This window comes from Streptomyces sp. E2N166, assembly GCF_003671715.1.
Taxonomy (GTDB): domain Bacteria; phylum Actinomycetota; class Actinomycetes; order Streptomycetales; family Streptomycetaceae; genus Streptomyces; species Streptomyces thinghirensis.
In genome coordinates, this window is record NZ_RAIF01000025.1 from 331,484 (window position 1) to 344,890 (window position 13,407).

Annotated in this window: 15 protein-coding genes; 5 read left to right on the top strand and 10 right to left on the bottom strand. The window is 67.7% G+C overall.

The genetic code is table 11. The features are described 5' to 3' along the window. Positions 1 to 25 precede the first annotated feature (25 nt). Both EBH09_RS39065 and EBH09_RS19575 read right to left on the bottom strand, forming a co-directional pair. Complete coding sequence (locus EBH09_RS39065; RefSeq protein WP_345940946.1) at positions 26 to 166, bottom strand: DUF397 domain-containing protein; 141 nt, start codon at positions 164 to 166, stop codon at positions 26 to 28. Beyond that, complete coding sequence (locus EBH09_RS19575) at positions 120 to 1,037, bottom strand: helix-turn-helix transcriptional regulator (RefSeq protein ID WP_121748273.1); 918 nt, start codon at positions 1,035 to 1,037, stop codon at positions 120 to 122. Before EBH09_RS19575 ends, EBH09_RS39065 begins: the two co-directional genes overlap by 47 nt. A 150-nt stretch (positions 1,038 to 1,187) precedes the next feature. Between EBH09_RS19575 and EBH09_RS19580 the strand changes: the two genes are divergently transcribed. After that, on the top strand, positions 1,188 to 1,694 hold the full coding sequence (locus EBH09_RS19580; RefSeq protein ID WP_121748274.1) for an ATP-binding protein: 507 nt from the start codon (positions 1,188 to 1,190) through the stop codon (positions 1,692 to 1,694). A gap of 570 nt (positions 1,695 to 2,264) precedes the next feature. On the opposite strand, the gene EBH09_RS19585 is transcribed toward EBH09_RS19580, so the two are convergent. Further along, positions 2,265 to 3,281 carry a hypothetical protein gene (locus tag EBH09_RS19585; RefSeq protein WP_121748275.1) on the bottom strand — a complete coding sequence of 339 codons (1,017 nt, stop codon included), beginning with the start codon at positions 3,279 to 3,281 and terminating at the stop codon, positions 2,265 to 2,267. 522 nt (positions 3,282 to 3,803) lie between these two features. Between EBH09_RS19585 and EBH09_RS19590 the strand changes: the two genes are divergently transcribed. After that, entirely contained in the window at positions 3,804 to 5,033 is a 1,230-nt protein-coding gene (locus EBH09_RS19590) for a TerD family protein (protein WP_121748276.1), read from the top strand. A 22-nt stretch (positions 5,034 to 5,055) separates the two neighbouring features. Here EBH09_RS19590 and EBH09_RS19595 read toward each other — a convergent pair whose 3' ends face one another. The 5 genes from EBH09_RS19595 to EBH09_RS19615 form a co-directional block, all read right to left on the bottom strand. Further along, complete coding sequence (locus EBH09_RS19595; protein WP_238697370.1) at positions 5,056 to 5,850, bottom strand: aminoglycoside phosphotransferase; 795 nt, start codon at positions 5,848 to 5,850, stop codon at positions 5,056 to 5,058. Positions 5,851 to 5,970: 120 nt separating this feature from the next. Further along, a complete protein-coding gene (locus tag EBH09_RS19600) occupies positions 5,971 to 6,183 on the bottom strand; it encodes a hypothetical protein (RefSeq protein ID WP_069735528.1) in 213 nt (70 codons plus the stop codon). Then, positions 6,180 to 7,283, bottom strand: a complete 1,104-nt coding sequence (locus EBH09_RS19605; RefSeq protein WP_121748278.1) for a radical SAM protein — start codon at positions 7,281 to 7,283, stop codon at positions 6,180 to 6,182. The genes EBH09_RS19600 and EBH09_RS19605 overlap by 4 nt, the downstream gene beginning before the upstream one ends. Before the next feature lie 53 nt (positions 7,284 to 7,336). Further along, positions 7,337 to 7,789, bottom strand: coding sequence for an ATP-binding protein (locus tag EBH09_RS19610; RefSeq protein WP_065487943.1), 453 nt, complete (start codon positions 7,787 to 7,789; stop codon positions 7,337 to 7,339). An 8-nt stretch (positions 7,790 to 7,797) separates the two neighbouring features. Then, on the bottom strand, positions 7,798 to 8,226 hold the full coding sequence (locus EBH09_RS19615) for a hypothetical protein (protein ID WP_121748279.1): 429 nt from the start codon (positions 8,224 to 8,226) through the stop codon (positions 7,798 to 7,800). A gap of 154 nt (positions 8,227 to 8,380) precedes the next feature. Here EBH09_RS19615 and EBH09_RS19620 point away from each other — a divergent pair, with 154 nt between their 5' ends. Genes EBH09_RS19620 through EBH09_RS19630 form a run of 3 tightly spaced genes read left to right on the top strand, consistent with a single transcriptional unit; the run spans position 8,381 to position 10,905 of the window. Further along, on the top strand, positions 8,381 to 9,484 hold the full coding sequence (locus EBH09_RS19620; protein ID WP_065487942.1) for a helix-turn-helix domain-containing protein: 1,104 nt from the start codon (positions 8,381 to 8,383) through the stop codon (positions 9,482 to 9,484). Positions 9,485 to 9,500: 16 nt separating this feature from the next. Next, positions 9,501 to 10,169: a YdcF family protein gene (locus tag EBH09_RS19625; RefSeq protein WP_121748437.1), complete on the top strand. Its 669-nt coding sequence runs from the start codon at positions 9,501 to 9,503 to the stop codon at positions 10,167 to 10,169. 46 nt (positions 10,170 to 10,215) lie between these two features. Next, positions 10,216 to 10,905 carry a WbqC family protein gene (locus EBH09_RS19630; RefSeq protein ID WP_121748280.1) on the top strand — a complete coding sequence of 230 codons (690 nt, stop codon included), beginning with the start codon at positions 10,216 to 10,218 and terminating at the stop codon, positions 10,903 to 10,905. A 30-nt stretch (positions 10,906 to 10,935) separates the two neighbouring features. Here EBH09_RS19630 and EBH09_RS19635 read toward each other — a convergent pair whose 3' ends face one another. Together EBH09_RS19635 and mobC are read right to left on the bottom strand one after the other, a co-directional pair. Further along, positions 10,936 to 12,627: a mobilization protein gene (locus EBH09_RS19635; RefSeq protein WP_121748281.1), complete on the bottom strand. Its 1,692-nt coding sequence runs from the start codon at positions 12,625 to 12,627 to the stop codon at positions 10,936 to 10,938. Further along, positions 12,624 to 13,289: a plasmid mobilization relaxosome protein MobC gene (mobC, locus tag EBH09_RS19640; protein WP_121748282.1), complete on the bottom strand. Its 666-nt coding sequence runs from the start codon at positions 13,287 to 13,289 to the stop codon at positions 12,624 to 12,626. The genes EBH09_RS19635 and mobC overlap by 4 nt, the downstream gene beginning before the upstream one ends. Positions 13,290 to 13,407: the final 118 nt, after the last annotated feature.

A 13,407-nucleotide genomic window follows, 5' to 3' on the forward strand; every position in this document is an offset into this window, starting at 1 on the left:
GGACGGTGACCAGAGCCCGGCGGATTCAGTGACGGTGGCCGTCGGCCTTCAACTCGCCTATGAAGGCGAGCCAGGCGGCGGTTTCGAAGTACAGCGCTGGACCGCACGGGACCTTGCTGTCACGGACGGGGACGACGGCCTCCTGGAATCCGTCGGCCACCTCCACGCAGTCGCCTCCCGCCTGATTGCTGTAGCTGCTCTTGCGCCAGGCGGCGCCGTTCAGGCTTGGACGGGAGATTCGCGCCACGGTAGCTGCCCTCCAGGGTGGACCGGATCATGTCGAGTGACATGAGCGGGGGCAGCGCTGCCGCCCGCAGCCGATCGTAAATCACCTTGTAGCGGCTGACGTTGGCTGGTTCTTCGATGAGTTGGCCGTAGTCCGAGCCTTCCGTGTATGCCACTTCCGGGCTGTCCGTGAGTGTCAGGATCGTCAGCGATCCCCCCATCGCCTCGTGTCCGCCTTGGTCGAACGGCAGAACCTGCACCTCGATGTGGCGTTCCGCTGCCGCATGGAGCAGTCGCGCCAACTGCTGTCGCATCACGCCGTGGCCGCCGATGGGGCGCCTCAACACCGCTTCGTCCAGGATCACCATCAGCTCCGGCCGGGTTGGCGAACTGAGGCGTTCCTGCCGCTTCATTCGGGCGGTGATGCGCTCCTCCAACTGCTCTTCGCTGTCGAGCATCGCGTCCAGAGCGAGAACCGCTCGCGCGTAGTCCTCCGTCTGCAACAGACCCGGCACCACATGCGCCGCGTACTGCCGGATGACCACCGCCCGTTCCGAGTACTCCACGAACCGCCGCGACCAGTCAGGAAACGCCTCCCGGTACACATACGGCCACAGCTCCACCAGCAGTTCCTCCGCGCCGAGAGCCGCGTCCAGCGCCCGCACCAGCTCCAGCGTGGGCTTCGCTCCGGACGCCCGCTCGATCTGCGTGATCCGCGTGCTCACCACGTGCGTCAACTCGCCCAGTTCGGCCTGGGTCAGTCCGGCTGCCGTCCGGAGTCTGCGCACTCGGGTGCCGAACAGCGCGGCCATCGACGCGCTGGGATCAATTCCGTTGGCCAAGGCATCACTTCCGTTCCTTACGGCTTGAAAGGTAAGGCCGCGGCCCCTGTCGAGCGTATGACGATCGGTCGACTCTTGAGTACGGAACGTGACGACTTGGGTCGAAGGGACGGACGCACGGTGCTCACAGAAACCGCCACGCCGGGAGACGAGCCGCAGCGAAGCGCTGAGCGGCACGCGGGACTCGACGGCGGTGAACCCGAACGCCGGCCGTTCACCCCGCAGTTCCCCTCGTCCCCGCGGGGCGCGCAGCTCGCCCGGCGTCACGCCGTCCGGTGGCTGGAAGACCGGGGCCACCCACCGACGTCGGACGTGTCCTGCACCGCCGCCCTCGTCGTAGGAGAACTCGCGGCGAACGCCGTACAGCACGGTCGGGTCCCCGGTCACGAGTTCGGTCTCCGGCTCACCCTCGACCGCGCCGCGGGCCTGCTACGGATCGAGGTCGACGACGCCGCCTCCGCGAAGCGGTTGCCAATAGTTGCTCCCTCGTCGTATCCCGAAGGCGAGTCCGGCCGAGGACTGCTCCTGGTGGACATCCTTGCCGTGCGGTGGGGATCGCTGCCGCGCCGCCCAGTCGGCAAGACGGTATGGGCCGACCTGAGCGCAGGAGAGAAAGGAGTGTCATGACGGAACACGACGAGCACGGCGACGGTAGCGGCAGGCACTGACGGCGAGGGAAGAGCCCCAGGAAACGAGGCAGGGACCCGACCCGCACTGCGGATCAGGCCCCTGACCTGGTACTTCTCTGTCGGGGTGGCGGGATTTGAACCCACGACCTCTTCGTCCCGAATGAGGATCGTACGTGATCACGACCAGGGGTAGTTGATATTCGCGCTGGTCAGAGGCTTGGTGAGGGGTGGTCCCGTGTGGTCTTCGAGGGTCTCTGGGGGAAGATCATCTCCCAGATTTCTCCCAGCGAGGGGAGGCCAGGGTGCCCTGCTCGGCTTCCGGAGTTGGTTGCGGGAGCGAGTTTGCGCAGGGTGGAGCCTCCCTATGGCGAGGGATTTGCGGTCGGCGCGCAGTCGCGCGGCGGCGCTCTGTCACCTGCCAGCTTTGGCGTCGGTGTTCGAGGACTGCCTTCCACAGTTCCAGGCGATGGCGAGAGTCCTTCGGGAACGTGCAGCGGAGGACTCCGAGGACGATGGTGCACACCAGCACGGATACCGACTCCGGATGGTCAGTGAGAAGCGACACGGATCATTCCTCCCCCTCGCAAAGATCCAGTGAGGCGGTGCCCAACAGGACCTGGAAGGCATCGCCGTGGTGGGTGAATCTCGCGCCCTTGATTCCGGCCTCCCGGTGAGTCAAGGCACGGGCCAGGTCGTGAGGTTCGGGGTAGCCGGTCCAGCGGAACTCCCACGAATCACCAGCGCCCCACAGTCGGGACACGGCACCGTCCCGCAGCACAGCTGGCTCTCTCCTGTGTTCCACTTCGGGGCGCTCCAGAGGATCCCAGGACAAGCTGGTCGCCCAGCCCCTCCGTCGGTCCACCAGGTTGTAGCGGGACACCAGGCCGGCCAGCAGGGTGGCGGCATCGCCCGAAATCGGGGGAACTTCTGCCAGTGCGCGACGCTCGTGCGCCATGAGGTCTTGGTCGACGGTGGGATAGCGATCCCTGGGCACGAGGCTGCGTTTGCCGCCATGCTGGCATCCAGCCGGGTCCCCGGTGATGCTCAGTCGTGCACCAGTCGGCAGGTGACGCAGGCAGACAGAGGCATGGCCATGGCAGTTGTACGTGTCCTCGTACCGCAGGCCAGGAACACCGCGCGAGCCGTCCCAAGCCGCAGGTAGCAGCCGGGTGGCCACGTTCTCCGGGGCGCGCTCCACCACCAGCACCAACCGGTCCCGCCGGGGCGACATCACCGGGTCGTACGAGGCGACCACCGCGTAGTTCCACTTCGCCGTCGGGCCGTTGTATACATTGCCGTTGAAAAGTGCGAGGGCCAACAAGGCTCGAAGAGAACGCTGTTCGTCCGAGCAGTGGTCCAGGCCCAGTCCATGAGTGCCGCCACGGATCGCGAATCCTGCTGCGTCCGCGCTCTCGCCGGTGTACTGGGCGCGGAGCTCGATCCGGTCCTCGGCCGACATGCTGTGGACGGGCAGCCCGCCCAGCTCCTTGGCAGCGGCCAACCTTGCCTTTTGGTAGGGGAGGGTGTTCCCCGACTCGACTTGGATTCGGTGTGCGAGTTCGGTGATGTCCCTGTCGAGCGTCATGTCCGGCTCCTGGTGGGCGCGCCTCAGTGCTCCCGCCCACTGCGCCCCATAGGAGGAACAACAGCCCTACTTCACGCGTGCCCGACGGCACTTTGCGCCCTCAACCCTGGACGACTGCGGGAGGAATCCAGGTCCGACGTAGCGGCGAGCGTGTTCGCCTCACGCGAGTGTAGCGCCTTCGTGGCGGGCAGTCCTCTGGACCTCGACTGATGGAGGCCCAGACGCATAGCTGAGGGACACATACCAGCAGGAGTAGAGGTTCGTCCGGTGAGTAAGTTTGAGACGTAGGGCTCTGAACACTATCGCTGCCAGCGCGCCGGTCTCGAGGGCGTAGAGGGTGGACCAGAGAAGGGCTGGGCCAGGATTCGCGGCCTAGGTGTCTTCGTGATCGTGGTCTGTCAGGGACTCGCGGCCCGCCCACGCCACATCCATGGCACGGTGCGGGGCTAGAAAATCCGTGTTTGTGCTACGTAGGACGGCCAGGGCCACCATCATGTACGGATCTCGGAGAGAGGTCGACTCATGACTACTGCCCTTGCCAAAGGCGGCAATACTGCCCTGTCTGCTGCGGCGGCATGCCGCGTCACCCTCAGCTCCCCTACGACGGGCATTGATGTGTCCGCTGTCCTGCTCGGGCCGGACGGCAGGGTGCGGAGTGATGACGACCTGATCTTCTACAACCATGCTGCGCAGGACGGGGTCAGGCTGACCGGGCAGACCATCGTCGCTGATCTTGCCGCAATCCCGGAGACGGTGGACCGCGTTGCCATCGTCGCCAGCATCGATCCGGAGCTGCGGGTGAGGTATTTCGACGCGAGTAGCACCCCGCATGCGGTCATCGAGTGTGGCGGTGTTCGAAGTACCTTTGAGCCGCCGCCGCTCATGCACCGGGAGACAGTGGCTGTGCTCGTCGAGCTGTACCGGCGGGCGGGCAGCTGGAAGGCTAGGGCAGTGGGCCAGGGGTGGGACACGGGTCTGGCGGGGTTGGCGTCGGACTTCGGCATCGTTGTAGATGACCCCGGCCCTACCGCAGCGGCCCCTCCAACCGTCACACCCGCGCGAAGCCGCCAGCTGTCACCTGGGGCGTCGTCGCCGAGGCTGGTGACAACACCTGCCCGGCTCCCTGCGCCGTTGGGCAAAGTGCTCCTCACCAAGGCCGGCCAGGCGACCATCGACATGCGTAAGGACGACCCGAGCCTTGTAGTGACAGCCACTCTTGAGTGGAACGGCGGAAGTGCGGCACGAAGAAGGGCTGGAGCGGACCTGGATCTTTACGCCCTCTACGTCCCCCGGAGTCTGGTCACCTCACCCGGGCAGCGCCCGGTCAAGACGGACCAGGCCGTCTACTACCGGCAACTCGGATCGTCAGTAGCGCCCCCCTACATCGCACTGGACGGCGACTCCAAGGTGCCAGGTCGAGAGACGATCACCATCCGTCGCCCAGACCTCCAGGGCTACGTCCTACTATGCGCTTACAGCGCGGTGGAGAACGGAACAGGTTCTTTCAAGTCGTACGGCGCTCAGGTGGTGGTCACGGATGGGCGCGGGTCCACGGTGACGGTGCCCTTGTTCAACAATCGCAACCTGTCCTACTGGGTCGCCATTGCCCTGATCGACTTCAATGTTCCAGGCGGTGTGGAGATCCGGCATGTGGAGAAGTACAGCGGCAACCACGTTGAGGCCCGACCCACGCTGTACTCGAGTGGGAACTTCCGTATGAGTACCGGAAAGATCGAGTTCAAGACGAGGTAGATCTGACGGCGAGCATGGACTCTCAGAGGAGTGCGAGCCTGAACGCAGCGGCCCGCTTGGCCATCCCCTGCTTCCAGGGCGTCGGATCTTCCTCGGCGACCTCCCGCCACAGCGCCGCAGATGCGGAACCGAATGCCGTCGTTGCCTCCGGCTCGGTGTTCCGCCACGACGGGAAACGGCCTGCGAACAAGATCGCGTCCTCCGCCAGGTGGCCAGCCTCCATGAGCCTCAGTGCCAAGGTGCCTGGATCGATCCATGCCGCACCGCGCGTTGGCCACGCCCAGTCGATGAGGCGGGCACGCCCGTCGGCGATCAGGACATTGTGCGGTGCGAAGTCGGTGTGCAGCAGGGTGTTGCCGGTGAAGTGCTGGAGCGTTCCGGGCGGAGCGTAGTCCGCCCAGCGGTCCACCGCGTCCTTGATCTCGATGTCGGCCGGAGCGGTGATCTGTTGCAGTTCGGTGAGCGCGGCTTCTATGAGCTCCAAGTCGGCCGAGCCGGGGCTGTAGTCGGCGTGGCGACCGCTGAGGACCTCGTATCCGAGAAGGCTCCATCCACCGACTTCCAGGTGCCAGTACAGGCGGGGGCAGGACGTAGGCAGGTGGGGGGCGATCTCCGCCTCGCGGCGCTGTGCTGCGACCTGCGCATGATCACTCGCGATGCCCTTCACGAAAACGCTGCCGCTCTCGGTTTCCAGGACGGAGGCGACGCCGGAGTTCATGCCGCCGGTCATGGTCACCGCCTGATGCACGGGGCCGGTCTTGTCAGTGACAGCCTGGCGGGCGTCGGCTGGGAGCTGATCGAAGGGAATGCGAGACATGGACACGCGCGGTTCCTCATGGGGCTCGGAGACAAGGGAGTGCCGCCCCGGCCAGGGTACGACCGGGGCGGCACTCATGGGGCGCGTACGCGAGCGGTGCGGCGCCCGCCTGCGGTGTATCTAGTACGGCTGGTCGTCGCCGGCCGAGCAGCTGCACTCGGCACCCTCGGCGGCCTCGTCCAGGTCGGTGATGATCTGGACCTCGTCATCGCGGATGGCCCCGGCCGGCAGTGGCACGGGCAGGGTGCCGGTTGCACCATCGGTGGGGCGCCGGCCGATGGTGAGCAGCATCGGTTCGCGCGGCGGGGTGAGGGTTGTGGTGGGTGGAGTCATGATCCGTAGCCTCCGTGTTGGCAGTAGAGCTCTCGTTGGTCCCCCGCATCCTGGTAGAGCTTGGCCAGCGGCCGGCAGGTACGGCAGGTGCCGACCTTCGTGCAGCCGGAGCATCCACCGGTGCGGAGCTGTAGGGACTCGGCGATGGCGCCGAGCCGGGTGAGGGCGGCGACGCCCTCGGTCACGAGGTTCACGCTCGGGTCGCGGCCGACCTTGCAGACAGATGCGATGCCGTGCGGGTTGACGTGGAAGAACGTCCGGCCGGCATTGCAGCCGGTGAAGACGCTCCGGACCTTGATGTGGCCCTTGGCCTGCGTCGCCAGCGGGTTCGCTTCACCGTCGATCGTCGGCGACATGTTCGTGAAGACCTGGTGTGGGAAGCTGTAGCGTTCACACAGAGCCACCATCGCGTCGACCTCATGGGCGTTGTCGTCCGACACGATCACGTTCAGCCGGACCGGCAGCCGGTCCTGGTGGGCCGCGTCCAGACCCTGGATGAACCGGCCGAACGCGCCGCGGTTGCGAGTGACCTTGTCGTACGTGTCCGCGGTCGCGCCGTAGACGCTGAGCGTGAGCCGGTAAGGGCGATGGCGTGCGAACAGCCCGCGGATCGGCGGCTTGCGCAGGGACGAACCGTTCGAGGAGACCTGCACCATCATCCCGAGCTGGTGGGCGTACTCGTAGGCCGCGCCGAACTCGCGGTCGATCAGTGCCTCACCGCCCGTGATCTGCAGCCAGAGCACGCCCGCGTCGCGCATCGTCCGCAGGAGCTGCTGTTTGCCCGCCCAGTCCAGGCCCTCGAAGCGCTTCTCGCCGAGGTAGCAGAACTCGCAGTCGTAGTCGCAGCCAAGGTTGATTTCCCAGGACGCCTTCGCGTACCCGTACGGCGATCGCTCGCGCACAAGGACGAAATCGCCGACCGGTCCGTCAGGCAGCTCGGTGCCCCACGCCTGCCGCGCGGCATCAACAAGCCAAGCTGGCAGAGAGCCTCCGACGTGGCTCGCGGCGCGCAGCTCCTCGTAGCGAATCCCAGGAATGCGCACACCGACCGCTCGGCCTGGCTGAAGAAGGAGGTGCTGGGCGAGGAACGGGCTGGCCACGAGACGCGTGCTTGACGCGGCAGGCGCCGCCCGATCCGGTGTGCCGGTTTCGGTCATCGGACCTCCAGAGGGCGGTCGTCGTGGTTTGGGACGGGAGGGCTGATCGACTGTGCGGCGTCGTCCGCGGTCTTGAAGCAGGACCAGATGATCTTCCCGAGCGGTGTACGGTCCCTCACTCCCCACTCGTCGGAAAGCGCGGCCACCAACGTCAGGCCCCTCCCGGAGATGTCTGTGGCGGTCGGCTCGCGTACGACGGGCTGCTGGCGACGGCTGTCGTGCACTTCCAGGCGTACGCAGTTGTCGTCGATGTCGAGCCGGACGAGGAAGCCGTGCCCGCGGGCGGTGCCGTGGAGAACGGCGTTCGTGGCGAGTTCGGAGACGCATAGGCAGATGTCCTCGGTGCGGCTCGTCAGACCCCAGCCGTCCAGCGCTCTGGTGGCGAACTCCCGTGCTTTGCGTACGGACTGGCGGCGGGCCTCGAAGAACTGCTGAAGCGACTCGGGCATGGGGTGCCTCATGACTCCGTGCTCAGGAGGAGGAGTGGCGCGGGGAAGCGGCGGTGGGCGGTCTGCTGACGAGGTACGTGGCCAGGCCCGATGCGGGGGCGGCGGGCCAGCAGCAGGCGGGCGCCGACGGCCTCGATAAGGCGGGTGCGTTCGGCGGCGAGGTGCTTCGGCCCCAGGTGAGACAGGGCGGGGGCGATGACACCGTAGACGTCAGGAAGGGCCAGCGCGTCCAGCAGGCCGGTGAACGCGGTGGAGCTCGGTTCGGTCGTCGCGAGCCTGTCCTTGAAGACGCCGGAGAGCTGCAGCTCATGGATCCGGCAGTACTCCGTCAGCGACGCCTGTAACGCCGTTTGACGGGCTGCGGAGACTCCGGCCAGCCGCAGGAAGCCGTAGACGACGGGCCCGTTGACCGGGCGGTGCTCGGTAAGGAGTTCCATGCTGGTGACCGTCCAAGGGACTCGGCGAAAAGAGACCCCTTGAGCGTCGCCGTACCTCAATGCGCAGGGAATCACCGGCTGTTCCACTTGCGCTCTACTTCCGCCCCACCGGCCGCACGCTTCTGCTTCCATGGCTGGTGGAAGGGAGCGACGCATGGCGACCGTGCACCATTGGACCGGCCTGGAGGCCAGAGCTCTACGGCTCGCCCTCCGCCTGAGCGTGCGTGCTTTCGCCGAGCGCCTCGGTCTCGCCGTCGCGACCATCTCGAAGTGGGAAAAGCTCCGGTCCGCGACCGAGCCCCGCCCTGACACGCAGGCCATTCTCGACACCGCGCTCGGTCGCGCCGATGCCTCCGTGCACCTGCGCTTCGAAACGCTCCTGTCGGAGATGGCCGGCCCCGGGCAGGTGGCAGCCGGACGCCGGGTGACGGCCGCCGGGCCCAGAGCCTGGGAGTACGAGTCGTGGACCGATGACCTGGACCGTGCCGTCGTCGCCTTGTCCCGGCAGAACTTCACCTTCGCCGACAGCCTGCTGGGCCGATGGCTCAACCGTTTCACGGCCGCCGAACTCGATGACAAGGGCTTGTACCTCTACGCCCGATCCACCGCGTTACTCGGAGACCTCAAGCGCGATCAGGGCGCGGTGCTCGGACCACTGTCCGCACGCCACTCCTACGCGGGCGCGCGCTCGATCTTCACCCAGCTCGACATTCCCCGCCGTGTCGCCCAGCTCGATCTGTCCCTCGCGGTCGTCGCGGAGATGTCCGGTGACCTGGAGACGTCGGCCCGTACGTACGAAACGCTCGCCGTCGACGACCGGCTCTCTCGCCGTGACCGGGCCAGAGCCCGCCTGTGGGTGGGCACCGCACTCAGCAAGGACGGCAACCACGACTACGCGACCCGCGTGATGCAGGCCGCGACCCGTGATTTCGAAGACCTCACCGAACCCGACGATTGGTCGGTGGCCCATCAGAAGCTCGCCCTGGCCCGCCGGGGCGTCGGGGACCTCACCCAAGCCCTGCACTTCATCGACATCGCCCGAAGCAGCGGGAGCAGCGACTCACCGATGCAACGTGTACGACTGGACACCGCTCACGGCCACATCCTGCTGTCCGACGCGGCGACCCGCGATGATGGGTTACGCGTTCTCGGCCAGGCCGCTCGGACGGCCGCGCAGTACGGCCTCGTGCACCAACTGCGCAGTATCGAGAGCGTCAAGGCCAGCAGTGAAGGGCGCCCGGGGCCCCGCCGACGGTGATCAGGGAGACGAACGCATGAGTGACAGCCAGCAGGTCATCACTGAAGACCAGTGGCACCAGGCCAAGACGATCTGGGACTACCACCAGATGCACCACCAGGCCCATCCCGCGGACGTGGCGATCGGCCTGGGCAGCCACGACCTGGGGGTGGCCACGCGCGCCGCCGAGCTGTACCACGCGGGTCTCTTCCCCACGCTGGTCTTCACCGGCGGCAACAGCCCGACCACCGCCAAGGTCTTCCCACGCGGGGAAGCGGTCCACTTCCGCGAGCACGCCATCGACCTCGACGTCCCCGCCTCAGCGATCCTGCTGGAGCCCCACGCCGCGAACACCGGGCAGAACATCACCCTCGCCCGCGAGGTCTTGGCCGACGCCGGCATCACCCCGGAGAAGGTGCTGCTGGTCTCCAAGCCCTACATGGAACGGCGGTCGTACGCCACCGCCCGCAAGCTGTGGCCCGAGGTCGAGATGGTGTGCGCCTCGGAAACCCTGGAGTTCGACGACTACCTCAAGTCCATCGGCGACGAGAAGCTAGTGGTGGACATGCTCGTCGGCGACCTCCAGCGGGTGATCGAGTATCCGAAGCTCGGGTTCGCCATCGAGCAGGAGGTCCCGGAGGACGTGCATGCTGCGTATGAATCCCTCATCCACGCCGGCTTCACCAGCCGCCTCATCGCTTCCTGAACTCTCCTCCCCGGGCAGCCTGTGCGCCATCCACCAGCCCAACTTCATGCCCCGGCTGACCACGCTGGCCAAGCTGTTCGCGTCGGACCACTGGATCGTCCTGGACGACGTGCAGTTCGCCCGCCGCGACTACCAGCATCGCGCCCGCATCGCCACACTCGACGGCCTCGGCCCGAACCGGTGGCTGACCATCCCCACTCACCGCCCCTCCGGGCGCGCCACCCTTATCAGAGACACCCTGATCGCCGACCCTGCCGCGGCCCGACGCAGAGCCTCATCGATCCTGCGCCAGCAGTACGGGACCAGTCCTCACTGGCCCGCACTTGACCGTGCCCTTCAGCCGGTCTGGAATGCGTTCGACACAGGAAGGGTCGCGCCGGTCGCCACGGCCTCGACTCGCGCCCTGCTCGAACTGCTCGGCTGGCGGGGGCAGATCTTCACCAGCAGCGCCCTGCCCGCACGCAAGGGTCGATCCGAGCGGCTGGCCGACCTGGCCGACGCCACCGGCGCACGCGCGTACCTGTGCGGCACCGGCGGCATGACCTACCTGGACCATGCCCCCTTCACCGATCTGGGCGTAGCCGTCGTCCCGTTTCTCTCGCCGGCCACTGGTCTGTGGGCCTCGGGGCGACAGGTCAGTGCTCTGCGGGCGTTGGCCTTCCGCGGCCCCGACGCTGTGGGAGCTCGGTTTCGAGCTCTCGCGTTCGCCCACGATGCGCTGGGGTGCGCGGCCTGACACCCGCTTCGGGTACGGAAGCGGGTGTGATCAACGTCGATGTGCCTGTGGCGGCTGTGGCTGGGAGGCCGGCGCGACCGCTGCCGGGCTGACCGATGTGCCTTGTCGCCGTGCCGCGCTCCGCATCCGTGCCACTCGTGCACGGTCGCTCGGAACTGGCCTGGTGCTGAGCCGCTCGACGCGCCAGGTCACTACCCGTGCGGGGCTTCGGGCGTCGTTGAGTGCCCGTTCGTCGGTGGCCTGCTGCAGTAGCTGCTTTGGATCATGCCCGGCCTTCTCGGCGGTTGCGAGGGCGGCGGTGAGGGCGTCGAAGGCCGGGCCCTCGACCACCTGCTCGGCGTGGGCCGGCATGGCCTGTCGGATGAGGAGGGTGTGCCGTTCCACCATCTGCTGGGGTGGCCGGCGCTGGGCGAGCGCGGTCAGGGGTGCGGTGGCTGTCTGCTCGTAGGCGGCCTGCAGGTGGATCAGGGCCTGGTGGGCTGCGGTCACCTGTTGGTCGTGGTGGCGTCGCTGGTGCCAGCGGCGGGCGGCGATGACGACGAGGATCGCGGCGTCGAGGAGCATCGCGAGCAGGGCGCCGTCCTTGGGGGCGGGCTCGCGGACCATGGCCCGTACGGCGCTGCGCAGGGCGCGGGCGTGTTGGTGCTCGGCCTGGATGCGGGAGCGGGTGGCGCGCTCGAACGCTTCGGCTGCCTGGTGGAGCTGGGGGCGGATGGCCTGGGGAGCCAGGAGGGGCAGGGCGTCGAGGGCTTCCCCGAAGGCGGCTAGGTGGGCCTGAGCGGCTGCATCGTCATCGCCGTCGAGGTGGTGGGGGATGCGTTCCGCGGCGGCGGTTGCCTGGTGCCATGGGTTCACCCGCCGCGCGCTTTGCTGGGGTTCGGTGGCGTCGAGGCGCTTGCGGATCTTGGGGAGGGACAGGTCGGGGGAGAGTCCGGAGCCGGAGTACCAGATCGGCTCCTGGGCGGCGTTGACGTCGCCTTCGAGGGCGACGGTGTAGCCGCGTACGTCTCCGGACGGGAAGTGCTTGATGTCCACGAGGATGCCATCGGTGTGCTCCAGCAGGTGGAGGAATTCCTCTGTGCTGGTGGCGACGGCTACTGCGGTGCGCACGGTGGTGCGCAGGTGTTCGCGTGCGGTGCGGGCTTGGCCGGCGCGCTTGGCCTTCTCCTGCTCGGCGCGGGCGGGCCGTTTCGCGGCGGTGCGGTCGCCGCGTATGACCTGGAACAGGCCGTACTCCTCCTCGATAGTGGCGAGTTCGCGGTCGGCGGTGAGGTAGTCGTTCCAGTGGCGGGCGGTGCGCAGGTCGGCGCGGATCATGGTGGCGGCGATGTGGATGTGGTCGGGGGAGTGGCGGACGGCGACCCAGCGGCAGCCGTCCGGGTCACCGGTGGGGGCGATGCCGGTGGCGGCGACGATCCGGCGGGCGATGTCGGCCCATTCGTCGTCGCTCAGGTGGCGGTCGGTCTTGGTGGCGCGGATCGAGCAGTGCCACACGTGCTTCTCGGGTGCGCGGCCGAGCCGCTCGGCCTGCTTTACGTGCAGGTCGAGATCGGCGACGAGAGCCCTCTTCGTGGCGTCGACATCATTGGTGCGGCCGGGGTCGGGGGCGAAGCCGTCCCAGGAGGCGACCAGGTGCGGGTCGGTGTGGCCCTTCTTCTTCGTGTCATACAGGTAGCGGATGAGGTTGGCGGTGTCCTTGCCGCCGGTGATCTTCGCGATCATCGCGGCGCCTTGTGGCTGACGGCCTGGTTCGCGGCGGTGGCGATGTGGCGCACCGCCTCACCGACTGCATCGAGAGTCCGGTCGGTCTGGGCGAGGAGAGCGTTGTCCCCAGGGTGTGGATGGCCGCCGGAGTTGAGCTTCTTGGCGATCTGGTTGACGTTGCGGCCGATGGCCGCGACCTGCTCGCGCAGAGCGTTGATCTCGTCGATGTAGTCGTCGAGCTGGGTGCGCTGGCCGGCCAGGGTGAGATCGCCGTGGACGTGGGCCAGAGTGGCTGCGGCAACGTAGTGGGCACCGCTGAGGTTCAGCGACGCTGCCTTGGCGCGTATGACGGCCTCTTCCCCTTCGCTGTAGCGGACGTCGACTCGTCCCTCGCGACGGCCGTTGGGGTCGGGCTTGCGACGTTGGGCGACGCGGTGCAAGGCGGCTTCTTCTGCGGCACGCGGCACCGGCATCTCGACGGCAGCAGAGCTGTCGGCGACGGCGGTGGGCTGTTCCTGCTCGGGCACCCCCTGGTGCCCGAGTGCCTCCGACACCCCCGGGGCGGAGGCTTCCCCGTGAGACCGGCCCTTGGACGGTCCAGCGGGATACCTTGCTGCGCTGTTGAGGCCAGTGTTCATCACCTGCTGGTGGACGGGGAGTTCGTGGTGCGGATCGTGCATGGGCTGGTTCTCCTACGGGTGCTGGGGTGTTGGGGTGCATCGCTGCGCCGGGCCCCCGTGTCCCCAGTGCCTGGCTGCACGGGGGACACGGGGCGAGCCCGGAGGCGGGGCGACCGGC